A 23,705-nucleotide genomic window follows, 5' to 3' on the forward strand; every position below is an offset into this window, starting at 1 on the left:
GGGCTTTTCGCCGCCCAGCGTCAAGGTCCGGTTATGCCGCACCTCCCAAAAGGGCGGCGTTGCCTCCGGCGGCGGTGGTATCGACGCAGACATGGCGCTCTCCCAGAACCCGCGCGCGGTCGGGTTTGCCCGGGATCAGCGGGATGATCGGGCCATCGCGCCGGGCCAGATGCTGTTCGATCTGGCGACCGGTGTCGTCGTCGCCCCACCACAGCACACCCGAGAAACCGGTCAAGTTTTCGAGGCGGTGCAGATCCAGCGATCCGGTCATCCGGATCGCCGTGCCACCCAGCGCCTTGACCGCGTCGACCTGCGCCTGCGCGGCCTCCGCCCCCGGACCCATGCACAACAGCGGCGCGCGGGCGTATTCGGTCAGGCGGTTCGACTCGCCGGTTGGCCCGGGCAGTGACCGGGTGCGCGGCGGTGCAGGCTGCCCCTCCGGCGCGCTCGGTTCAGCCGTCGCGTCCCAATTATCCGAGGAAACCTGCCGATCCGGGGCGCAGAAGCACGCCATGTAATTCGGGCCGCCCGCCTTGGGGCCGGTACCGGACAGGCCTTCGCCTCCGAAGGGCTGCGAGCCCACGATCGCTCCGATCTGGTTGCGGTTGACATAGAGGTTGCCGGCGTGGATCGCCTCGGTCACGTGCTGTACCCGGTCGTCAATCCGGGTGTGCAGGCCGAAGGTCAGGCCGTAGCCCGTGTCATTGATGTCGGCGATGATCTTGTCGATCTCTTGTGCCTTGAACCGGGCGACATGCAGCACCGGGCCGAACACTTCGCGTTCCAGCGCCGAGATGCCGTGGATTTCGATCAAGGTCGGCGCGATGAATGTGCCCTCGGGCGGTGTTGGCATTTCCTTCAGAACCCGACCTTCGGCGCGGGCTTTGGTGACATGATCCGCGATGCCTTGTCTGGCCTGCTCGTCGATCACCGGGCCGCAATCGGTCGAGATCAACCATGGATCACTGACATGCAAAGCGTCCATCGCGCCTTGCAGCATGGTCAGAACATCCTCGGCAATGTCTTCCTGCAGGTAAAGACAGCGCAGGGCTGAACAGCGCTGACCGGCAGACTGGAACGCGCTTTCGATGATCGACTGCACGGCCTGTTCCGGTAGCGCGGTGCTGTCCACGATCATTGCGTTCAGGCCGCCGGTCTCTGCAATCAGAGGCGTGCCGGGGCGCATATTCTGGGCCATGGCCGAACGGATTTTCAACGCCGTCGCCGTCGAGCCGGTAAAGGCCACACCCGATACGCGCGCGTCCGAAGTCAGCGCCGCGCCCACTTTCGGCCCGCCCGGAAGCAGTTGCAGCGCATCGCGCGGAACGCCTGCTTCGTGCATCAGTTGAACGGCGCGGTGCGCGATCAGGGGCGTTTGCGGGGCAGGGGCGGCCAGTACGGCGTTGCCAGTGGCCAGCGCCGCCGAAATCTGCCCAGAGAAAATCGCCAGAGGGAAGTTCCACGGGCTGATGCAGGTGAATATCCCGGCGGGTTTGGCCGCCGGAATGTTGGCAGCATAGTAACGCAGGAAATCGACCGCTTCGCGCAGTTCTGCCACCGCATCGGGCAGGGATTTCCCGGCCTCGCGGGCGAGCAATGCAAAGAGCTCTCCGAAATGCGCCTCATAGAGATCGGCGGCTTTGTTGAGGGCTGCAGCACGCGTTTCGGCCGGGGCCTGCCATGGGCACGCGCTGGCCAGCGCCAATTCTACGTCTGCCGGACTGGCCGCAGCGACCGATCCGGGGCGGTCCTGAGGCAGCGCCGGGTTGACGACCGGCGCGCCGGCTTCGGGCTGTGCGGTATCTGATAGCAAAGGTTGAGCGTGCCAATGATGGGCACGATAGGCATCACGCGCGAGATTGATCCGGTCCAGCGTCGGCGTATGGTGCAGATCGAAGCCTTTCGAGTTCGGACGCTCCGGCTCAAACAGCTCGGGCCCGGTTGGCAGCGGTTTGGCGGGTGTCTGAACGGTCACGAACGGGTCTGCGGCCACGGTTTCGGGAGCGACATCCTCATCAACGATCTGGTTCACGAAGGATGAGTTCGCGCCGTTTTCCAGCAGGCGGCGTACCAGATAGGCCAGCAGATCACGGTGCGCACCGACCGGCGCGTAGATGCGGCAGCGCGCGTTCTGCTTGTCGCGCACGATCTGATGCAGCGTCTCGCCCATTCCGTGCAGGCGTTGGAATTCGAATGGTTGGTCGTTAGCCATGTGCAGAATCGCGCTGACCGTGTGGGCGTTATGGGTGGCAAATTGCGGATAGATGCGGTCGGTCATGCCCAGCAGCTTGCGGGCATTTGCGATGTAGGACACATCCGTCGCCGCCTTTTGGGTAAACACCGGGAACCCATCGACGCCTTCGACCTGCGCACGCTTGATCTCGGTGTCCCAATACGCGCCCTTCACCAGCCGTACCATCAGCTTGCGATCATGACGCTCGGCCATTTCATAGAGCGTGTCCAGCACCAGCCCGGCGCGCGGACCATAGGCTTGCACAACGATGCCGAAGCCGTCCCAGCCTGCCAGTGCGGGCTCGGCCATCACTTCTTCGATGACCTGCAGTGACAGGGACAGGCGATCAGCCTCTTCCGCGTCGACGTTCAGCCCCATGCCCGCAGCCTTGGCCAGCAGCGCCAGCGCACGCAGACGGGGCACCAATTCCTCCATCACGCGCTGTTCCTGCGCCAGCTCATAGCGGGGGTGCAGCGCGGACAGCTTGACCGAGATGCCGGGGTTTTCGCGGATGTCGTTATGGGTGCAGGCCTCGGCAATGGCGGCGATGGCGCGCGAATAGGACAGGTGATACCGGGCAGCATCGGCCTCGGTCCGCGCGGCCTCGCCCAGCATGTCGTAGGAATAGGTGTATCCCTTATCCTCCATCCCTTTGGCGCGTTTCATGGCGGATTGAATGGTCTCGCCCAGCACGAACTGGCGCCCCATCTCTTTCATCGCGCGGCCTACGGCGGTGCGGATCACCGGTTCGCCCAGGCGTTTGATTGCGCCGCGCAGGGCACCCACGGGCGAGGATTTGTCCTCATCCAGAACCCGCCCTGTCAGCATCAGCGCCCATGTCGACGCATTCACCAGTGACGAGGATGACTGACCAAGATGCTTGCCCCAATCGGACGGAGCGATCTTGTCTTCGATCAGTGCGTCGATGGTGTCGGCATCCGGCACGCGCAACAGCGCCTCGGCCAGACACATCAGTGCGACGCCTTCGTCAGTGGACAGGCCGTATTCGGCCAGAAACACTTCCATCATGCCGGGTGAAGTGCTGGAGCGGATATCGCGTACCAACTGCGCCGCAGCCACACAAATGGCGGTGCGGTCGGCCTGTGACAGATCGGCCTGAGCGATCAGCGCGTCCAGAACGGCGGTCTGGTCGGCATAGGTGTGGGTGTCGATTTTGGTGCGCAGACTGTGTGACATGTGTACTCCGGGGCTTTTGTCTAATATAACCGCGCCAAGGCAGGAGAATGGACTGTATTTTGTCACTTGGCGGTCGAATGGACTGAAATTTTAGGATCAGAAGATGCAAAACGACTTATCCGGACTTGATCGGTTCGATCAGGCCATCCTCATGGCGCTTGCTGAAGATGGTCGTATTTCGGTGACGGATTTGGCACGCAGAATCGGCTTGTCCAAATCGCCGACGCAGGCGCGGCTCAAGCGGCTAGAGGCGGACGGAATCATTACCGGTTATCGCGCCATGCTGGACCCGATCCGATTGGGCCTGGACCATGTGGCCTTTGTCGAGGTGCGCCTGACCGACACCCGCGAAAAGGCGCTGGCCGAGTTCAATGCGGCAGTGCGCAAAGTCGCCGAGATTGAACAGGCGCATATGATCGCCTCCAACTTCGACTATCTGCTCAAAATCCGCACCAGGTCGATGTCGGAATATCGCGCTGTACTGGCCGAGAAAATCTCATCCCTGCCGCATGTTGCCAACACGTCTACCTTCGTGGCGATGGAGGCGGTGAAAGAGGCCGGGTTGCTGGCCCCGCTCGAAAGCGGTTGACCCGAGGGGTTTGGGGATCAGGTTAGAAGGCATGAAACATGCGCTGGCCCTTATTCTACTTGCAGCCTTTGGCACGCCGGTCTCTTCCGAATGCCCGGACGCACCGGACCATATCCCGGGGATCGACGCCCTGATCGCAAAGGCACAGGGCGCGTCATCCGAAGACGAGGCGCGGGGGATTTCAGGCCAGATGTGGCAGCTGTGGACTGATGCACCGGATGCACGCGCGCAAACGATGCTGGATCGCGGGATGTTACTGCGGGAATCGTGGGATCTGGTTGGTGCATTGGCCGAGTTTGACGCGCTGGTCGTCTACTGCCCTGACTACGCCGAAGGGTATAATCAGCGCGCGTTTGTCAATTATCTGCAGCAGGACTTTCAGGCGGCATTGATTGATCTGGACCGGACCATAGCACTGTCCCCGAACCATGTCGCGGCAATCAGCGGGCGGGCCCTGTCGCTATTGGGTCTCAAACGACTGGACGAAGCGCGCGCAACGCTGAACCATGCGCTAGAGCTGAACCCGTGGCTGTCCGAGCGCGCATTGCTTGCGCCGGGCGGGCTGCTTGACCCACCGGGCGAGGATATCTGAGCGTGAGGCCCCCTTATGCTGGCGCTTGGGCAGGTGTCTGAGTTCAGTCTCTTGGTCCCGAAAACGACCTAGGCGGCCTTTGCTTTGCTACGGCAATAACAGGACGCATGCACCGGCACCGTGGCACGGGCCGAAGCCTGATCCAGCAGAAGTTTGATATGCCGTGCCTCAGTCTCTTCGCCGCGCCGGACCAGACATTCATGCAGGCCGTGCAGGCTCCAGATATTGCGGGGATGCTGACAGGCGCGCGCCAGCGTGTTGTCCAGACCAAGATCGGCGCGATAGACAGCTTCGGCCTCATCATACTGACCAGCCTCCATCAGCAGCGCCCCCAGCGCGTGGCGGGTGGGCTGCATCCAGCCCCAGGGTTCGTCATAGACCAGCGCATCATCCAACTCGACCGACCGCCACAAATGGGCCAGACCGCCCTCATGATCACCGGATTTGAACGCGATCTCGCCGTCCATCATCGCCTCACCGATCATCAGGACGTCCTCAGCGGTGTTGTTAAAGACCAGACGGCTTTCGGGCACCGCATTGCGCGCCTGAACGGCGATTTCCCGCGCTTCTTTGGCAGCGTCCAACCGTCCTAGATTGGCCAGCGCCACGGCGCGCGCCTGATGGATCGCGGCAGTGGTGTAGCTGTACAATTCGGCGTCACCCGGCATTGGTTCATCCAGAATCTCCTGCCACATGCCAAAGCGGACCATGACGTGAATCTTCTTGCCATAGAAGGATTCGAACAGGTCGGGGAAGAAGCGGATCACATTGTCGGGCAGCATCCGCATCAGCTCTTCCGACGCGGCCAGCGCCTTTTCGGGTTGACCGAGGAACATCGCGCCATAGGCTTCGAAATGAACATTATGAACGCGGTAGACGGTATAGAAATTCTCACCCCCCGCGACCGCTTCGTATTTCTGATCGACGGCCGCAGCGCGATGATTGCGCCAGACCACGTTCTGATATTCGCCGCACAGAACGTCGATATGCGTGGCCATATGCACCAGATGCCCGCTGTCGGGCACCAGATCGACCAGCCTGTCACCATGCTGAAGCGCCTTTTCGGGCGTTGGCGACATCTCCATCAGGTGGATATACATGTGCAGCAGGCCGGGATGGTCCCACGCACCCGGCAGCGCATCGAAGGCGCGCTCCAGAACGGTCTGCGCTTCGGTGGTCGAGGCACCTTCGGCAGGCACGCCGTTTTTCAGGTCCCACAGCATCCACGGCGTACGGTTCATCAACGCTTCGGCGAAGATCGACGAAACCTCAAGATCGTCGGGATAGTCGGCATAGACCTTGCGCATCGAATCCGAAAACGCGTCGTTCCATGGCCCGTAGTCTTCGATTTCGGAGTCTGTCGGGAACCGGTGGGCGATGGCCTCGATCAGGGCGGCTTCGACCGGGGCGACCTTCTCGCGCAGCGTCATCGCAGCCTCGACCGCCTGATGCGCGCGCTCAAGCGTGGCGACCTTTTCGTCGGGTTCAAAAAACTCCCAGGGTTTGTTGTAGTTGGGTCCGATCGCATAGGCGACGCCCCAATGGGCCATGCCACAATCCGGGTCTTTTGCGATGGCCTGTTCAAAACACTGCGCCGCTGCTTCGTGATTATAGCCAAACAGCCAGATCAGCCCCTGATCGAACAGGCGCTGAGCGTCTTTGGATGTGGTCGTGATGGTGCGTTGGTATGTACCAAGATCAAATTCAGTCATTTGGAATATCCCCCACAGTAAATCCGCTGAAACCGCCGGTCAGGCGTTTTGCCGCGGATTTTCGCACCTTAACACATTTTCGTGATCGGTGCCGGAATGGGAACATCCCATGATCGCCAAGGTGGCGCCCATCAGTCGTAAAACGAAAAACAGAAAATCCACCCTTGACCGCAAAATGGCGATGAAATACACCCGCTCGGGCTGAGCGGGCGTCGTATACTGGCTATTACCTCAGCCTTCCAAGCTGATGAAGCGGGTTCGATTCCCGCCGCCCGCTCCAAAGACATCAGCCCTTACAGATAACGCGCAAAATCATGCCTGATGTGCTGGTTTAATGCGTTGAAACTGAAAAGATATCCGACATTTCCGAACATGATCGCCTTGGGGGCATTTCTGCTTCAGATACGGCCGTAGGTTTCAGATCGGCCCCGTCGTGGAATGCGTCAAAAGGCCCGGATCGCCCTTGGATACGCGCCCAAAGCTTGACCCCATCCGCCTGTGTCGCCAAGAAGCGGGGATGTGCGCCCGATGCGGGCGATGACCAGAAGACAAGGGCCAGACATGGCAAGAACACGCTCCGCCAGTCAAGCAAATGCACAGGCACCCGGTGCCCATGAAGAACGGGCCGGGTCGAAGAATATCGGCGTTCTGAGGTCGCTTTGGCCCTTCATGAAACCCTATCGTCTGCTGATGATCGGTGCGACGCTGGCGCTGATCCTGACCGCCAGCATGACCCTGACCCTGCCGCTGGCCGTGCGGCGTGTCGTCGACAATTTCCGCATCGAAGATGGCGAACTTCTGGATTGGTATTTTGTGGCGGCACTGGCCATTGCCGGTATCCTCGCCGTGGGTACTGGCATTCGCTATGCACTGGTGACACGGTTGGGTGAGCGCGTGGTGGCGGATATCCGAAAGGCCGTATTCGACCGCGTGATCGGGATGAGCCCCGAGTTCTACGAACGCATCATGACCGGAGAGGTTCTGAGCCGGATCACCACCGACACCACGCTGATCCAGTCGGTGCTTGGCTCTTCGGTGTCGATCGCTTTGCGCAACCTCCTGATGTTTGCGGGCGGGCTGGTGCTGATGCTGCTGACCTCGGCCAAACTGACCGGCATGGTTCTGCTGCTGATCCCGCTGGTGATCGTGCCGATTCTGGTGCTGGGCCGCCGGCTGCGGGCGATCAGCCGCGAAAACCAGGACTGGATCGCGGCGTCCTCGGGCAATGCGGGCGAGGCGCTGGGGGCGGTACAGACCGTGCAGGCCTTTACCCATGAACAGGCCAGCCGGAGGCAATTCGGCGAGATGACGGAAACCTCGTACAAAGTTTCTCTGCGCCGTATTCAGACCCGCGCGGTGCTGACCGTCATCGTTATTTTTCTGGTCTTTTCCGGCATCGTCGGCGTGCTGTGGATGGGTGCGAATGACGTGCGCAACGGAGTCATGACCGAAGGCGTGCTGATCCAGTTCGTGATCTATTCGATCATCATGGCCGGTTCAGTCGCCGCCCTGTCGGAAATCTGGAGTGAACTGCAGCGCGCCGCTGGTGCGACCGAACGGCTGGTCGAATTGCTGAACGCGCAGGACACGGTCAATGATCCGTCACAGGCGCATTCCTTGCCCACCCCTCTGCGCGGTGAAATTCGTTTTGAGGATGTGACGTTCCACTATCCCGCGCGCCCGGACATCGTTGCTCTGGACCAGTTCTCGCTGCAGATCAAACCCGGAGAAACCGTCGCCTTTGTCGGCCCGTCGGGCGCGGGCAAGACCACAGTGATCCAGATGATTCAGCGGTTCTATGATCCCGATGCGGGACAGGTCAGCCTCGACGGCCTCAACCTGCGCGACCTGAACCGTGACGACTTCCGCCAGCACATGGCGCTGGTCCCGCAGGATCCGGTGATCTTTGCCGCTTCGGCGCGTGAAAACATCCGCTTTGGCCGTCTGGATGCCTCGGACGCCGAGGTTGAGGCCGCCGCCCGTGCCGCCGCCGCGCATGAGTTCATTTCAGTTCTGCCCGAGGGCTATGACAGCTTTGTGGGTGAACGCGGCGTGATGCTGTCGGGCGGTCAGAAGCAGCGGATCGCCATCGCCCGCGCCATTCTGCGCGACGCGCCGGTGCTGCTTCTGGACGAGGCGACCTCGGCGCTGGACGCGGAAAGCGAACGCGCAGTGCAGGGGGCGGTCGACAATATGCGGGCCGGGCGCACGACGCTGATCGTGGCGCACCGTCTGGCGACCGTAAAAAAGGCCGACCGGATTGTCGTGCTTGAGGCCGGGCGCATCGTGGCGCAGGGCACTCATGACGATCTCGTGGCGCAGGATGGGCTGTATGCCCGTCTGGCGCGGCTGCAGTTCACCGACGGGGTGGCCGCAGAATAAAGTGACGCTCCGGCACATATCGTCTCGCCGTAGCGTCATTCTACATTTTCCCCGACTTGGCGGTTAAGCCCTCGCTTGCGCATGGTGTGTTTTGCTTCCATCTTGGAGGCGACAAACAAGCCCGCGCATGACACGGGAGAGAGATCAGGGGAGGAGCCGTATGGCCTTTGTGGGATTGGAAGACAAGGCGCGCATCGAGCAGGAGATGACGTGGGAGGATCGGGATGTGCCCGTCACCTTCCATCAGCTGTTGTCGCGGACGGCGGGCAAGTTCCCGAACCACAAGGCAATCAGCTTTCAATTGCTATCCGGCCCAACCGACAAGGCCGAGACGCTGACATGGTCCGAACTGCTGGGCAAGGTCAATCAGGCGGCCAACCTGTTCCGCTCGTTGGGGGTGGGGGAAAAGGACGTGGTGGCCTATGTGCTGCCCAACTGCAACGAAACACTGGTCACCATGATGGGAGGCGCGGTTGCAGGGATCGTGAACCCGATCAACCCGTTGCTGGAACCCGAACAGATTGCCGCGATCCTGCGTGAAACCGGGGCGAAAGTCGTGGTCACGCTGAAATCCTTCCCCAAGACCGACGTGGCCCAGAAGGTGGAAGAAGCGGTGCGCCATGCGCCTGGGGTCAACACGATCCTCGAGATCGACCTGAACCGCTATCTGACGCCGCCGAAATCCTGGCTTGTGCCGCTCCTACGCCCCAAGATGGGCGACAAGGAAAAACTGGCCCACGCGGATTACAAGAACTTCAATGTCGAGCTGAACAAGCAACCCAAGACGCTGAACTTCGAGGACAGCACCGAAGATCGGGTCGCGTGCTATTTCCACACCGGCGGCACCACCGGCATGCCGAAAGTGGCGCAGCACAAATATTCGGGCCTGATCTACAACGGTTGGCTGGGCAACACGCTGCTGTTTGACGAAAACGACGTGATCATGTGCCCATTGCCGATGTTCCACGTCTTTGCGGTGCATGTGATCGTGATGGCCGCCGTGTCCTCGGGCGCGCATGTAATCTTCCCGACACCCGCGGGCTATCGCGGCGACGGGGTGTTCGACAATTTCTGGAAACTGATCGAACGCTGGAAAGTGTCGTTCATCATCACCGTGCCAACCGCGATCTCGGCCAAGATGCAGCGCCCGGTGGATGCCGACATCTCAAGCGTGAAAACCGCCTTCTCAGGCTCGGCCCCGTTGCCGGTGGAACTGTTCCGCCGCTTTGAAGAGGCGACGGGCGTCACCATTGTCGAAGGCTATGGCCTGACCGAGGCCACCTGTCTGGTTTCATGTAATCCGGTAGATGGCGAGAAAAAGATCGGCTCGATCGGCATTCCGTTCCCTTATACGGATGTCAAAATCCTGCAGGACGGCCCGGACGGCCCGACCGAATGTGGCACGGATCAGATTGGCGAGATCTGCATCTCGAACCCCGGCGTTTATGCGGGTAACACATATACCGAGACCGACAAGAATACGAACCTCTATCACTTCGATAAATACCTGCGCACAGGTGATCTGGGCCGGTTTGACGAGGATGGGTATCTGTGGATCACCGGCCGGGCCAAGGACCTGATTATCCGGGGTGGTCACAATATCGACCCCGCCGAGATTGAAGAGGCCCTGCTGGGACACGAGGCCGTTGCCTTTGCCGGGGCCATCGGCCAGCCCGATGCGCATTCGGGCGAGGTGCCTTGCGCTTTTGTCGAACTGGTCGACGGCGCCTCGGTCACCGAACAAGAGCTGATGGAGTATTGCAAGGTACACGTCCACGAACGTGCGGCGCAGCCCAAGCATATGACCATTCTGGACGAATTGCCAAAGACCGCCGTCGGCAAGGTGTTCAAACCCGACCTGCGCAAACAGGCCATAACCCGCATCTATAACGGCGCGCTGGAAACCGCCGGCGTTGCTGCGCGCGTTGTTTCCGTGATCGACGACAAGAAGCGCGGGCTTGTCGCGCAGCTTGACGCGAACGGGTCTTCCGAGGACGATGTGGCCAAGGTGCTGGGATCATTCACCCGGCCGTGGGAGTGGTCTGAATAAGCTGCAGGAGGGACAATGGACTATGAACGCCTGATCGACGAAGAAACCTGGGCGTTCATACGTCGCACGGCTGAAAGCTATCCCGACGACGCGGTCGATATGTCCATCGAGGATCAGCGCCGCGTTTATGACGCGATGTGCGAGGATTTTCGCCAGCCCCGCCCGCCGGGAGTTGAAGTGGAAGACCGTGATGCGGATGGCGTGCCCGTCCGCATCTATTCCGCGGGCGACCCGACCCGGAGTGTCGTCTATTTCCATGGCGGAGGGTTTGTTGTCGGTGGGCTGGACAGCCACGATGACGTCTGTGCCGAAATCTGTGCGCAAACCGGATACCGTGTCGTCGCGGTCGACTACCGGTTGTGTCCGGAACATGTACACCCCGCCCAATATCAGGACAGCTGGACCGCAACCTGCTGGGTCATTCGCGAATTTGGTGATCCCATCGTTCTGGCCGGAGACAGCGCGGGCGGCAATCTCGCCGCATCCGTAGCGCATCATGGCCGGGGGCGGCTGGATAACGTGCTTGGGCAGGTGCTGATCTACCCGGGGCTGGGCGGCGATATGAACACAGGTTCGTATTTCGAACACGCAAACGCCCCGCTGCTGACGCGCGACGAAGTGTTGTTCTACCAGACCGTTCGCTGTGCCGGAGACGCGCCCGAGAATGACCCGACCTTCGCCCCCTTACAGGACAGCGATTTCTCGGACCTTCCGCCAACCGTTGTTGTGACTGCCGATTGTGACCCGCTGCGCGATGACGGTCCCGCCTATTGCGCCCGGATCACCTCTGCCGGGGGGCAGGCGCATTGCATCAACGAACCCGGGCTGGTCCATGGCTACCTGCGCGCAAGGACGACCGTCAAGCGCGCCGCAGACAGCTTTGAGCGAATATCGGTCGCTATCGAGGCGCTGGGGCAGGGGATCTGGTCTTACGATTGACGCTTAGATCAGAAAGGGCTTTGCCTTCATCGTTTCTGCTATCGGCGCGCCCATGCGGGTCAGGACGGTTGGCGCCAGCTGGAGTTGGTCGATGACGGCATCCGCGTCCGGGCCTTCGGCGTCACCAAAGTAGTACAGTGCCGTTTCCTGCTGCAACGGGCTGCGTCCACCGTGATGGCCACGCTCGTCCTGACCGTGATCGGCGGTGACAATGACCTCGTAACCCAGTTGCCGCCAGCGCGGAATGAAGGGGGCCAGCATCTCGTCAGCGACGAAACAGGCATGATCCATCTCGGGGCAGTCGTGGTGGAAACGATGGCCCATGCTGTCCAGCGTACAGGTGTGCAGGATGCCGTAATCCAGCCCAAAACGCAGGCAGAGATTGGTGAGCGAGGCAAACAGGTCCACGTCGCAAGGCGTCATCTGATTGGCGTTGCCATAGCCGGTCATGGTGTGGAACCGGCCATGGTTGATGGTCTTGCTGTCCGGTTCGTCATATTCCACGTCGCGGACATAATCGAACGGATGCCGGTTGAAGAACTGCGACCAATAGCTGTGGGTGACGGCTCCGGTCACGCCTCCGACCTCGCGCACCTGGCTGAATACGTCCTTATGGCTCAGGCGAAAGACATTGCCATTGCCGGTACAGCCATGTTCCTGCGGCGTCACGCCGGTATGGATCGAAGCATAGCAGCTGGCCGAAGTTGAAGGCAGTACCGAACGCAGTTTCCACACCCGCGCCTCGCCGCTGTCGACCCAGCCTTCGAGGTTGCCGAACAGGCGGCGAAAATTGCGCCAGGGGACGCCGTCGAGGATGATCAAAAGAAGTTTGCGGTCCATGATCCAGCCTTCTTTCCGTACTTTCCGGCAACCCTATAGGTTTCGATTTTCAATGGCCGCCGATTTGCGCCCCCAATAGCAAAATCCCGACACCTGTCATCAGACGATGCGCCGGGATTTCATTTCTTCAACGAACTGTCACACGGGATGTCAGTTCCCCGCGCTCTCCATCTTGCGATGGGCGACAACTTCTTCCAGCCAGCCCAGATGCATCTCGGGGACCGAGCTGAGCAGCAGATCGGTGTAGTCGTCGAACGGCGGGCTCAGCACCTGTGATTTTGAACCATAGCGCGCCACGCGACCCTGATACATCACCGCGATGCTGTCGCTGATCGCGCGCACTGTCGCCAGATCGTGGGTGATGAACAGATACGCCACATCCTCGATCTTCTGCAGGTCCAGCAGCAGTTTCAGGATGCCGTCCGCCACCAGCGGGTCAAGGGCCGAGGTGACCTCATCGCAGATGATCATCTTGGGCTTGGCCGCCAATGACCGCGCGATGCAGACACGCTGTTTCTGGCCACCGGACAATTCCGCCGGATAGCGATCCATGAACTTCTCGCCCAGTTCGATCTCATCCAGCAGTTCGATGATCCGCTTACGCTTCTCGGCCCCGCGCATGTTGAAGTAGAACTCCAGCGGGCGACCGATGATTGTGCCGACGGTCTGACGCGGGTTCATTGCCACGTCGGCCATCTGATAGATCATCTGCAGCTCGCGCAGGTCCTCGCGCGAACGCCCGGCCAGATCGGAGCTGAGCTTGCGCCCGGCAAAGGTGATCTCGCCATCGCGGGGCGGCAGAAGGCCGGTGATCACCCGCGCCAGCGTCGACTTGCCCGAGCCGGATTCACCCACAACCGCCAGTGTCTGCCCCGGATGAAGCTCGACATTGACATTATGCAGCACGTCGAAATTCAGCCCCTTGTAGCGCGCGGTGATGCCGTCGACGCTCAGCACCGGTTCCGGCGTTGGCTGTTTCTCTTCGTGTTCGATGGACCGGACCGAGACCAGCGCCTTGGTATAGTCCTCTTGCGGGTCGTTGATGATCTGATCGGTAGAGCCGTATTCGACCGTATTGCCCATGCGCAAAACCATGATGTCGTCGCTCACCTGCGCCACGACCGCAAGGTCATGGGTGATATAAAGAGCGGCAACGCCGGTATCTGCGATGGCCTCTTTAATGGCCATCAGAACATCGATCTGCGTGGTCACGTCCAGCGCCGTGGTGGGCTCATCAAACACCACCAGATCAGGCTCGGGGCACAGCGCCAGCGCAGTCATGCAGCGCTGCAGCTGACCGCCCGAGACCTGGTGCGGATAGCGTTCGCCGATATTATCCGGATCAGGCAGACCCAGCTTGGCGAACAATTCACGCGCGCGGGCCTCGGCCTCTTTGCGGCTGAACTTCTTGTGTTCAACGGCTGCTTCGACCACCTGATCCATGATCTTCTTGGCAGGGTTGAACGACGCCGCAGCGGATTGCGAGACATAGGCTACCTCGCCCCCGCGCAGATTGCGGATGTCACCCAGCGACGACTTCAGGATATCGCGCCCGTTCACCCAGACTTCGCCGCCGGTGATCTTCACGCCACCCCGGCCATAGGCCATCGAGGCCAGGCCGATAGTGGATTTACCAGCCCCGGATTCCCCGATCAGCCCCAGCACCTTGCCGCGTTTGAGGTCGAAATCGACCCCGTGCACGATCTCGATGTCATGAGGTTTCTCACCCGGCGGATAGACGGTCGCGCCAATCTTGAGGCCTCGGACCTTGAGAAGGATATCGTCGCTCATCCCCGGCCTCCTTTCAGCGATGTGGTACGGTTCAGGACCCAGTCAGCCACAAGGTTGACCGAGATTGCCAGCGTGGCGATGGCTACGGCGGGATAAAGCGCCGCACCGATGCCATAAACGATGCCGTCCTTGTTTTCCTTCACGATGCCGCCCCAGTCCGCCAGCGGCGGCTGCACGCCCAGGCCCAGAAAGGACAGGGTCGAGATGAACAGAACCATGAAGATGAACCGCAGCCCCAACTCGGCAACCAGCGGTGACAATGCGTTGGGCAGGATTTCGCGGAAGATGATCCAGACCCGGCCTTCACCGCGCAGCTTGGCGGCCTCGACATAATCCATCACGTTGATGTCCACGGCGACCGAACGTGACAGGCGATACGGTCGTGTGGCGTCCAGCAGGCCCATCACAAGGATCAGGATCGGGATGGTCACGGGAACAATCGCCAGAATAACCAGCGACAGGATCAGCGTGGGAATGGACATGATCAGGTCAACCGTACGGCTGAGGACCTGATCGGCCCATCCGCCCAGAACTGCCGCCAGCAGACCCAGAGAGGTTCCGGTGACAAAGCTGAGAATCGTGGCCGCTGCCGCAATGAAGATGGTCGTACGTCCGCCATAGATCATGCGGGTCAGCAGGTCGCGGCCGATGTTGTCTGTACCCAGCAAATGCTCGGCACTCGAAGGTTCCCAGACGTCGCCGACCACTTCGGCCATGCCATAGGGTGCAATCAGCGGTGCAGCGATGGCGACGACAAAATAAAGGCCGGTGAAGAACAGACCGATTGCAGCCGAAACAGGAATATTCTTCATCATTTCGGATGCCTCAGTCTTGGGTTGGCAAGGATCGACACAATGTCGGCGATCATGTTCAGGCCGATATAGACCGCAGCGAACACGACACCGCAGGCCAGAACAACCGGCACGTCGCGCTTGGTCACGGAATCCACCAGATACTGACCCATGCCGGGATAAACGAACACCACTTCAACAACGACGACGCCCACGACCAGATAAGCGAGGTTCAGCATCACAACATTGACGATGGGTGAAATGGCATTGGGAAAGGCGTGCCGGGCAATGACCTGAAATGTGGTCAGACCCTTCAGCTCGGCGGTTTCGATATAGGCCGATTGCATCAGGTTCAGGATCGCCGCACGTGTCATCCGCATCATCTGCGCCAGAACCACCAGCGTCAGGACGAAAGCGGGCAGGGCAATCGCATAGAGTTTCTGACCAAAGGACATCGAGTCATTGATCATCGCGAGCGATGAAAACCATCCCAGTTTGACCGAGATGAAATAAACCAGCACATAGCCGATCAGGAATTCGGGAATCGAAACCGTCGTAAGCGTAATGGCAGAGATCAGTTTGTCGGGCCAGCGGTTGCGGTAACGGACGGCGAGCAGGCCCAGAAAGATGGCCAGGGGAACCGACACAATCGCGGCGACGCATGCCAGAAACAGAGTGTTGCCCAGCCGTTTGCCGATGCTTTCTGCGATGTCGAGCTTGTTGGTCAGGGATGTGCCCAGGTCACCTTGCAGGATGCCACCCAACCATTCGAAATAACGGGTCGTGGCAGGGCGGTTGAGGCCCATCTCTTCACGTAGGTTGGCCAAAGACTCGGGGGTTGCGGATTGACCAAGGACCGCTTGGGCAGCGTCCCCGGGAAGAGCTTCGGTGAGGCCGAAAATCAGAGCCGATGCACCGAAGAGAAGCAGGAGTCCCAGCGCGAGGCGCTGGGAAACCAGTTTGATGATGGGATGCATTATCCGGGGCCTAGATCAGGCGAACCACATTTTGCGTGTGGCCTGGCCACCCATCAGTTCATCATACGGATCAGGCTCCCAACCTGCCAGTTGATCGCTGACACCGTCAATGAACTGGTTGAACATCGGACAAATCAGGCCGCCTTCTTCATTGAGCAACCGGCCCATCTGCGAATACAGCTCTTTGCGCTTGGCGGTATCGAGCTCTCCTTTTGCCTTGTTCAGCATGTCATCGAACTCGGGCCGTTTCCAGCGCGTGTCGTTCCAGTCGGCGGTCGAGAGATATGCGGTGGTGTACATCTGATCCTGAACCGGACGACCAGTCCAATAAGAGGCGCAGAACGGTTGTACATTCCAGACCTCGGACCAGTATCCGTCACCGGGTACACGCTCGATCACCAGCGGGATGCCGGCGGCATTGGCGCTTTGCTGGAACAGTTGCGCCGCATCCACGGCACCCGGGAAGGCGACTTCGGAGGTGCGCAGAACGATCGGCGATCCATCGTGGCCAGACTTCTTGTAGTGCTCTGCCGCTTTGGCCAGGTCGAACTGACGCTGCGGGATCGTATCGTCAAACAGCGGATAGGCCGCATTGATCGGGATGTCGTTGCCGACGCTGCCATAGCCCTGCAGGATTTTCTCAACCAGTTCTTCGCGATTGATCGCGTATTTCAGCGCCAGCCGCAGATCGAGGTTGTCGAACGGCGCGGTGTCAGCATGCATGATGAAGACATAGTGCCCGCGACCTGTCGTAGGCTGCACAGTCAGACCCGGAGCGCGGCTCAGAAGTCCTGCAACCTTGGGTTCCACCCGGTTGATCAGGTGAACCTGACCGGACTGAAGCGCCGCGGTGCGTGCTGTGGAATCGTTGATGGCGATAATTTCGACGCTGTCAAAGTGGCCATCATCCGCCCAATAATTATCGAACTTGGTAAAGACGTGGCGCACGCCCGGCTCGTCCACTTCCATCTTGTAGGGACCAGTGCCGATACCAGCGGCCGGATTGTCGAGGCCACCGTCCGGCTGAATGATCAGGTGGTAGTCAGCCATGAGATAGGGCAGGTCGGCATTCGGGTTGTTCAAGGTGACCGAGAACATGTCGCCGTCAGCCTTCATCGACTCGATCTCTTTCATGATGCCCAAAGCACCGGATTTCGAGTTCTCGTCCGAGTGGCGCTGCATGGTCTTCAGCACGTCTTCGCTGGTCAGCGATTTGCCGTTGTGGAATTCAACGCCCTGACGGATCTTGAAGTTCCAGGTCTTGGCGTCTGCGCTGGCTTCCACGCTTTCCGCCAGACGCGATTCAATCGAGCCGTCCGGCGCGACAACCACCAGGGTGTCTCCGAATTGGCGGCCGTTGAGGGCAGGTACCTGGCTGGAGTAGGTTGCCGGGTCCAGAGAGTTCGTCGACTCACCGCCGACGGAACCGATCTTCAGATCGCCACCCTTTTTCGGGTCAGCAGCGCGCGCGGCGTCGGCGAACATGGTGCTTGCCATTGCTGCAGATACACCCAAAGCAGCCGCTTTCCCCATGAATTCACGCCGCGTCAGTTTTCCTGCCGTGACTTGATTGGCCATGTGAGTGAGTTGATCGTTCATCCAGAAATCTCCCAGTTGGTTGGATGGTGAGCCCTTGGTGGGCTTTTTATTGACGCATGAGTCAAAGTAGGCGCATTTTTGGCCGACGAGCAAGCAATAATCTGTCACCCTTTGGGTCTGAAATTCACATATGATTGCGCGCTATGGAGTCCTCGACCGTTTTCAAAAAAGCCAAAGTCTCGTTTTCCTAAGCGTTTACCTGCGCACTTGGATGAAAATGCCCCGAATCGGAGCGTTTTTTGCGAGTGATGAAGGTCAGAAATCGGACACCCTCCCGTCACGGATCAAAGCCTCATTTATCGGCGTGACCCAACGTAAGCGTCAGGTCACTGATTTTTTTGCGCTTAGGTGCAACGCGGCGATTTCAGACGCGACCGGACCGAAAGCCGAAAGGGCTCGGGCCCCAGTCGTTTCTGGCGGAAACTGACCCGGCCAAAATGCGGAATCAGTCCCGGATGGCAATCACCAGATCCATGACATTCGTCCCCGTAGGTCCCGTAACCAACAGCGCCCCGGCCAAGTCCAGAAAGCTGCCGCTGTCGGCACGATCCAGATAGCTTTGGGCCTCGTCCGCCCATGTTTCGCCTGTCACGATGGCCCCGGCGGCATCAGTGGGTCCATCCGTGCCATCGGTGCCGCCCACAATCACGGTCAGGTCCTTTTGCCCCGCGATCTCGTGGGCCAGGGCCAGGGCCAGCGCCTGATTGCGCCCGCCGCGCCCGGGGGTGTCGGGCAGAATGACCGTGGGCTCTCCGCCAAACACCATCACGCCTTTTGGCATCTGGCGAAGCTGCGCGCCGATACGCGCGGCGACGGTCAGGTAATCGTCATGCAGCGATTCGTCATTGGCCAGTACCGCGAACCCCGCCTGTTGCGCCGCCTGTGCCGCTGCATCGCGGGCGTGAGCGTTGGAGGCAATGATCGAGGTATGCGCCGCGAACGCCGGCGCATCCGGCAAAGAGCCGATGCCCGATCCGATCACACCCAGATCGTCACCGGGTACATCCGAAATCGCCAGAACCGTCGCCCGTGCGCCCCGGAAGTGAGACAACAATCCGCCGCCCTTGATCCGTGACAGTTCGCGCCGTTCCGCATTCATCGCGCCGATATCCAGCCCGTCGGCCAGCAACTGCCGGTTCAGCGCCTCCAGATCGTCCAGAGTTTTCCCGGGCACCAGATCCTCGGCCAGTGACGAGGCTCCGCCCGAAACCAACAACAGCAGGTGGCTGTCGGCGGGCAGAGCCTCAACCGCTTCACGCAGGGCACGCCCTCCGGCCAGAGAGCGGGCATCGGGCACCGGGTGCGAAGCCTCCAGAACTTGAATATGCGCAGGCAGGCCCTCGCCATGGCCATCCTTGGTCACGACCAACGCGGGTGCATCGCCAAACCGTTCCGCCGCCGCGCGCGCCATCGCGCCTGCAGCCTTTCCGACGGCCAATATTAGGTCGGGACGGTCCATGTCTTGCGTGGCCTTCAACGTCGCTCGATAGCCATCAACCGCCGCCACCCCGGCGCGCCAGAACTCCAGTGCCTGCTGAGAGAGCTGCATCAGCTTTCCATCCAGATCGTGACCGGCCCGTCATTGACCAGTTCTACCGCCATGTCCGCGCCGAATGCACCGGTTTCGACCGGAACCCCCAAAGCCGCCAGTTTGCGTGCAAACGCTTCGTACAGCTTTTCCCCATCGGTCGCAGGCGCCGCCGCGGAAAAGCCGGGCCGGTTTCCGCGTGAAGTGTCCGCCGCCAGCGTGAACTGGCTGACCACCAGAGCCGAGCCCTGAACGTCCTGTATCGAGCGATTCATCTTGCCCGCTTCATCCTTGAAGATTCGCAGCTTAACGATCTTTTCAGCCAGTTGCGCAACCTGAGCCTCGCCATCCCCCTGCATCGCACAGACAAGGATCAATAACCCCGGCCCAGACCGGCCGATTACGGTTTCATCGACGGTGACGGAGGCTCGGGAGATGCGTTGAAGCAAGGCGCGCATGGTTGGTCTTCTCTTTCAATTGGGCTGCAGATTTACCCGCGCCATTCGATAATCTGGTCTGCCGCAGCACGGCCCGTGCGAAACGCATTGGCCGGGTGCTCGGTGTCTGGGTGGCCGAATGAGATGGCGCAGAGGATCAGCCGATCCTCGGGGATATCGAAATACCGGTGCAGAAAAGGGCCGTAAGACGCGACCGCTGCCTGCGGGATACTGGCCACGCCCAGAGCCTGCGCTGCCAGCGCAAACCCGGTCACGAAGCCACCGCAATCCATCGCGCCATAGGCACCCAGTTCTGCCGGGCTCGACAGGATCGCGCAATGGGGCGCACCGAACAGGGCAAAGTTCTCCATCATCTGCCGGGCCGAGGCGGCGCGATCCCCCTTCTCAACTCCGACAGCGTCATAAAGCGCCCATCCGCAGGCGCGGCGCCGGTCCTGATAGACGCCGGAATAGCGGGTGGGGAAGGGCAGGTCAGGGGATGGGATGCCGTTCGCAGCCTCGTGCAGGAGCGCCGCGCGGAACGCGTCGGTCTCGGCCCCGCTGGTGATCGTCAGTTGCCACGGCTGCGCATTACACCAACTGGGGGCGCGGCTGGCGCTGGCCACAATCTGTTCGATCTGATCGCGCGGCACCGGATCGGGTTTGAATGCCCGGCAGGAATGGCGCGCATGCAGCAACTGGTTCAACGCTTTGAATGTCACGGTGTCCCTCCGGTCCGGTCACCGCGAAGATGACCCTGGCGCGCGTGATGCGCAAGGCCGCTATTGCTGACCTGTGGCCACCAGATAGCCGACACCTGCCGCGACCAGCAGACCCAGCACAACCGTGATGGTGATTTTGATGGCGGACCACGGCCGCTCACCCTGAACGCGTCCGGTGCGGCCATTGACCACAAAACGATAAGTTTCGCCGCGATACTTGTACGCCGCCATCCAGACCGGCAACAGGATGTGTTTGAATGTCACATCGCGCACATCGGTTTCGACCGCATGAATACGCTGCCGATCGCCGCCGATATCAAAGCGGACATCGCGCTCGATGACGCGGGCCATATGCGCGCGCGCCTCGGAATAGCCTTCCTGCAGCTCTACCGTGTAGGCCTCGGCCCGGAATCCAGCCAGATATTCCGGCTGATAAGGCTCAAGCGCGGGCAAATCCCAGGGTTCCAGCGCATCCGTATAGGATTTCGGCAGCGACCGAGAGGCCAGCACCAGAACATCATCGAAGAACCGCGCAACGCGTCCGGATTTCGGTGTCCAGCGCACTTTGGGGACCTGCTGCTGCACGCGCTTGCCATCCCGCATTACTGTGCGGGTTTCGTAATATACCACTCCGCGCTCGCCGCTATAGCGGGACTTGGTATCGGCATCAAAAGTCCAATAGGGCACATAAATACCCTGCATCTTGCGGCCCTTGCGGGCATATTCTTTCAAGCCGTTCGGCGCGAACCAAAGCCGCCCCAGCCAGTCGCCCATCGCCTTGTGCGCGCTGCGCTCATCCAGCGCAAACGGCAGCACGCCTCGCGGCTTTATGTGACGGCTCACGCCTGTGTCGGTCACCACCGGGGTGGCACAGAACGGGCACTCCGCGGCATGGGTGTTCGGGTCGAACTCGACCTGCGCGGCACAGTTTGGGCAGGTCAGAACGCGGGTTTCTTCGATCTCGCTGTCCGGAAGCCGCTCTGCGATGGCTGCATCGAAATCCAGCTCGCGCAAACTGGCGCCGCCCCACGGGCCCGATCCGATGGGTTCGGAATGGCCGCAATGATCGCAGGTGAGCGTCCCGTCACCCGGATTAAACCGGTAATCCGCCCCGCACTGATCGCAGGGAAAGCGGTGTTCGTCTTCGGCCATTCCAGCCCCTCGATCTGAGTTGTCAGCGACCGGTTTACGCACCCGGAGGCGGAGGTGGAAGGATCGTGAACAACTGCGCCAGCTCCTGCACATCGCCCGCCTTTTTCCAGCCATCCTGACCGGCTGTCCAGACATGGGTGTCGCGCGTCAACTCTCCGTCGGCAGCCATACGGCCCATCCTGGCCTTAGAGAACGGCCCGCTGGTTTGCCCGTCAACCGCAATATGCCACACATGCTCAACGGGTGGAGGGGGCGGCGGTGCCACTTGCGCTGCGGGTTGCGGCGCAGCGGGGGCGGAACTGCCCCACGGACCGCGCGGCTGACCCGCTGCCATGTTCGACATCTGCTGTGCCATTGCCATGCCCATTCCCATACCAAGGCCGGCACCCATGCCGCCGCCCTGACCGGGATTGTTGGCCGCAGCCGTCATCGCCTCGGCCGCCGAATACTGGGTGAACTTGCCCAGATCACCCGCCAGCCCCATCGAGGTCCGTTTGTCCAGCGCCGCCTCGACCGCAGGCGGAAGCGAGATGTTCTCGATATAGAACTCGGGCATCTCCAGCCCATAGCTGTCCAGCACGGGCGAAACCTCGGCCGCGATCAGCTTGCCCAGATCGGCGGTGTTGGCGGCCATGTCCAGCACCGGAATGCCGGACCCGGCAATCACACGGCTGAATTCCTGAACAATGATATTGCGGATCTGAAAGCTGATCTCGTCCATGGTGAACTCACCATCAGTGCCGACAATCTCGACCAGGAACTTCGCAGGGTCCTTCACCCGCACGGTGTAGGTGCCAAAGGCCCGGATGCGGGTCGGCCCAAACTCGGGATCGCGCAGCATGATGGGGTTCTTGGTGCCCCATTTTAGGTCATTGAATCGCGTCGTGTTGACGAAATAGATCTCTGACTTGAACGGCGACTGAAACCCATGGTCCCAATGCTGCAGCGTCGTCAGGATCGGCATGTTGTTGGTTTCCAGCATATACAGGCCGGGCGTGAACACATCCGCCAACTGCCCTTCATGCACGAATACCGCCGCCTGTCCTTCGCGCACGGTCAGCTTGGCACCGTATTTGATCTCGTGCCCCTCGCGCTCGAACCGCCAGACCATGGTGTCGCGGGTGTCATCGACCCAGTGGATGACGTCGATGAATTCGCCGGTCAGAAAATCAAAAATTCCCATTGGATTTCTCCTGTCTTCGGGGTCAGAGCGACTGCCCCATCAATTCGCGTGCGATGATACGGACCACCGGGCGCGCCTCGTCGGCGGTCATGCCCGCGCGCAGGCGCGGGTCGTAGAGGATGGTCAGCAGCTTCTCGTCATGGCTGGTGAGCAGGGCAAACTCGTCGTCGTCATTGAAGATCGACGGGCGGGCCTGGGGGCTGTCATTCGGCAGCCCCAGCCCCTGCGCGATCTCTTCGTGAATGCAACTGAGCCGCACCAGATCCGGATGCTCGGACCGGATCAGGGCGACCGCCCGCGTATAGGTTTGCGGCGCACCGTTCGAGGCCGAGGCGAAGACGAAGCAATAGAAGGACCGGGGCAGCTGATCAAAGAGATCAAGCTGCGCCTGCCCGATACCGGGGATCAGTTGCCGCAACCGTTCCTGCACATAGGCCGTATCGTCTTCGCCCGCGACGAATACGTGAAAATTCGCATTGCGACTGGCGGTCGAGACCGGATGACCCGTCAGCCGCGACAGCCGGTCGGCGTAGCGATCAATCTGGGCCGCATCCAGTTGCCGAACCTCAGGCGCGACCGAGGGGCCAAACTCGGGTTTGATACGCACCGCGCCCGACCACCGGCTGAGCTGTCGGCTGGTCCGGCGCGCGCCGGTGGAAACACCTTGGCCCGGATACTCAGAGTAGAACGCGATGGCTTCGAAATTGCGCGCCAGATCATCCGCATCATACGGCGTATCCGGCCCGCCGCCATCTATGCGCAGCAACCCGCGCGTCAACAGGTTGTTCTGCACGCTCTCATAGTACCGCGCCAGATCAAGGCTTGCGGCAGAGGGCGCGACATATGCGTTGCCGGGCGTCTGCGGCTGCACCGGGCGCGGTTCCGGCACAACCGAGGTTGTCAGCACCTCGTCACAACCGGCCAGAACCAGTAGCGACAGACCAAGCACGGCAATTTTGAACCTGAGAACCGGTCGCACGCGCGTTGTTTC

18 protein-coding genes and 1 tRNA gene are annotated in these 23,705 nt (G+C 60.8%); 6 read left to right on the top strand and 13 right to left on the bottom strand.

Going from position 1 to position 23,705, the window contains the following annotated elements:
* Positions 1-31: 31 nt before the first annotated feature.
* On the bottom strand, positions 32-3,430 hold the full coding sequence (gene putA, locus ACR3E4_RS12485) for a bifunctional proline dehydrogenase/L-glutamate gamma-semialdehyde dehydrogenase PutA (protein WP_480530261.1): 3,399 nt from the start codon (positions 3,428-3,430) through the stop codon (positions 32-34).
* Between the two features lie 103 nt (positions 3,431-3,533).
* Between putA and ACR3E4_RS12490 the strand changes: the two genes are divergently transcribed.
* Both ACR3E4_RS12490 and ACR3E4_RS12495 read left to right on the top strand, forming a co-directional pair.
* Positions 3,534-4,019 (top strand): Lrp/AsnC family transcriptional regulator, encoded by a 486-nt coding sequence (locus ACR3E4_RS12490; RefSeq protein WP_480530259.1) that lies wholly within the window; start codon positions 3,534-3,536, stop codon positions 4,017-4,019.
* A gap of 31 nt (positions 4,020-4,050) precedes the next feature.
* Positions 4,051-4,611: a tetratricopeptide repeat protein gene (locus ACR3E4_RS12495; RefSeq protein ID WP_480530257.1), complete on the top strand. Its 561-nt coding sequence runs from the start codon at positions 4,051-4,053 to the stop codon at positions 4,609-4,611.
* 68 nt (positions 4,612-4,679) lie between these two features.
* On the opposite strand, the gene ACR3E4_RS12500 is transcribed toward ACR3E4_RS12495, so the two are convergent.
* The gene (locus ACR3E4_RS12500) at positions 4,680-6,323 is read right to left on the bottom strand and encodes a hypothetical protein (protein ID WP_480530255.1); all 1,644 of its coding nucleotides are present in this window, start codon (positions 6,321-6,323) and stop codon (positions 4,680-4,682) included.
* A 205-nt stretch (positions 6,324-6,528) separates the two neighbouring features.
* Here ACR3E4_RS12500 and ACR3E4_RS12505 point away from each other — a divergent pair.
* From ACR3E4_RS12505 to ACR3E4_RS12520, 4 genes are all read left to right on the top strand, one after another.
* Positions 6,529-6,603: transfer RNA gene (locus ACR3E4_RS12505), tRNA-Gly, on the top strand.
* Positions 6,604-6,884: 281 nt separating this feature from the next.
* Positions 6,885-8,705, top strand: coding sequence for an ABC transporter transmembrane domain-containing protein (locus ACR3E4_RS12510; protein ID WP_480530253.1), 1,821 nt, complete (start codon positions 6,885-6,887; stop codon positions 8,703-8,705).
* A 160-nt stretch (positions 8,706-8,865) separates the two neighbouring features.
* Positions 8,866-10,755, top strand: coding sequence for an acyl-CoA synthetase (locus ACR3E4_RS12515; protein ID WP_480530595.1), 1,890 nt, complete (start codon positions 8,866-8,868; stop codon positions 10,753-10,755).
* A 15-nt stretch (positions 10,756-10,770) separates the two neighbouring features.
* Positions 10,771-11,694 carry an alpha/beta hydrolase gene (locus tag ACR3E4_RS12520; protein WP_480530251.1) on the top strand — a complete coding sequence of 308 codons (924 nt, stop codon included), beginning with the start codon at positions 10,771-10,773 and terminating at the stop codon, positions 11,692-11,694.
* Between the two features lie 3 nt (positions 11,695-11,697).
* Here ACR3E4_RS12520 and ACR3E4_RS12525 read toward each other — a convergent pair whose 3' ends face one another.
* The 11 genes from ACR3E4_RS12525 to ACR3E4_RS12575 form a co-directional block, all read right to left on the bottom strand.
* Positions 11,698-12,534, bottom strand: a complete 837-nt coding sequence (locus ACR3E4_RS12525; RefSeq protein ID WP_480530248.1) for an alkaline phosphatase family protein — start codon at positions 12,532-12,534, stop codon at positions 11,698-11,700.
* A gap of 150 nt (positions 12,535-12,684) precedes the next feature.
* The gene (locus tag ACR3E4_RS12530; RefSeq protein ID WP_480530246.1) at positions 12,685-14,325 is read right to left on the bottom strand and encodes an ABC transporter ATP-binding protein; all 1,641 of its coding nucleotides are present in this window, start codon (positions 14,323-14,325) and stop codon (positions 12,685-12,687) included.
* Complete coding sequence (locus ACR3E4_RS12535; RefSeq protein ID WP_480530593.1) at positions 14,322-15,137, bottom strand: ABC transporter permease; 816 nt, start codon at positions 15,135-15,137, stop codon at positions 14,322-14,324. The genes ACR3E4_RS12530 and ACR3E4_RS12535 overlap by 4 nt, the downstream gene beginning before the upstream one ends.
* The gene (locus ACR3E4_RS12540) at positions 15,137-16,093 is read right to left on the bottom strand and encodes an ABC transporter permease (protein WP_480530244.1); all 957 of its coding nucleotides are present in this window, start codon (positions 16,091-16,093) and stop codon (positions 15,137-15,139) included. Before ACR3E4_RS12540 ends, ACR3E4_RS12535 begins: the two co-directional genes overlap by 1 nt.
* A 15-nt stretch (positions 16,094-16,108) precedes the next feature.
* Positions 16,109-17,692, bottom strand: a complete 1,584-nt coding sequence (locus tag ACR3E4_RS12545) for an ABC transporter substrate-binding protein (protein ID WP_480530242.1) — start codon at positions 17,690-17,692, stop codon at positions 16,109-16,111.
* Positions 17,693-18,137: 445 nt separating this feature from the next.
* The gene (locus tag ACR3E4_RS12550; RefSeq protein WP_480530240.1) at positions 18,138-19,241 is read right to left on the bottom strand and encodes a glycerate kinase type-2 family protein; all 1,104 of its coding nucleotides are present in this window, start codon (positions 19,239-19,241) and stop codon (positions 18,138-18,140) included.
* Positions 19,241-19,678, bottom strand: a complete 438-nt coding sequence (gene dtd, locus ACR3E4_RS12555; protein ID WP_480530238.1) for a D-aminoacyl-tRNA deacylase — start codon at positions 19,676-19,678, stop codon at positions 19,241-19,243. The genes ACR3E4_RS12550 and dtd overlap by 1 nt, the downstream gene beginning before the upstream one ends.
* 32 nt (positions 19,679-19,710) lie before the next feature.
* Positions 19,711-20,379 carry a nitroreductase gene (locus ACR3E4_RS12560; RefSeq protein WP_480530236.1) on the bottom strand — a complete coding sequence of 223 codons (669 nt, stop codon included), beginning with the start codon at positions 20,377-20,379 and terminating at the stop codon, positions 19,711-19,713.
* 60 nt (positions 20,380-20,439) lie between these two features.
* A complete protein-coding gene (locus ACR3E4_RS12565; protein WP_480530234.1) occupies positions 20,440-21,531 on the bottom strand; it encodes a TFIIB-type zinc finger domain-containing protein in 1,092 nt (363 codons plus the stop codon).
* A 34-nt stretch (positions 21,532-21,565) separates the two neighbouring features.
* Entirely contained in the window at positions 21,566-22,714 is a 1,149-nt protein-coding gene (locus ACR3E4_RS12570; protein WP_480530232.1) for an SPFH domain-containing protein, read from the bottom strand.
* A gap of 22 nt (positions 22,715-22,736) precedes the next feature.
* Positions 22,737-23,693 carry a DUF2927 domain-containing protein gene (locus ACR3E4_RS12575; protein ID WP_480530230.1) on the bottom strand — a complete coding sequence of 319 codons (957 nt, stop codon included), beginning with the start codon at positions 23,691-23,693 and terminating at the stop codon, positions 22,737-22,739.
* Positions 23,694-23,705 lie beyond the last annotated feature (12 nt).

Source organism: Ruegeria sp. AP11, assembly GCF_056535865.1.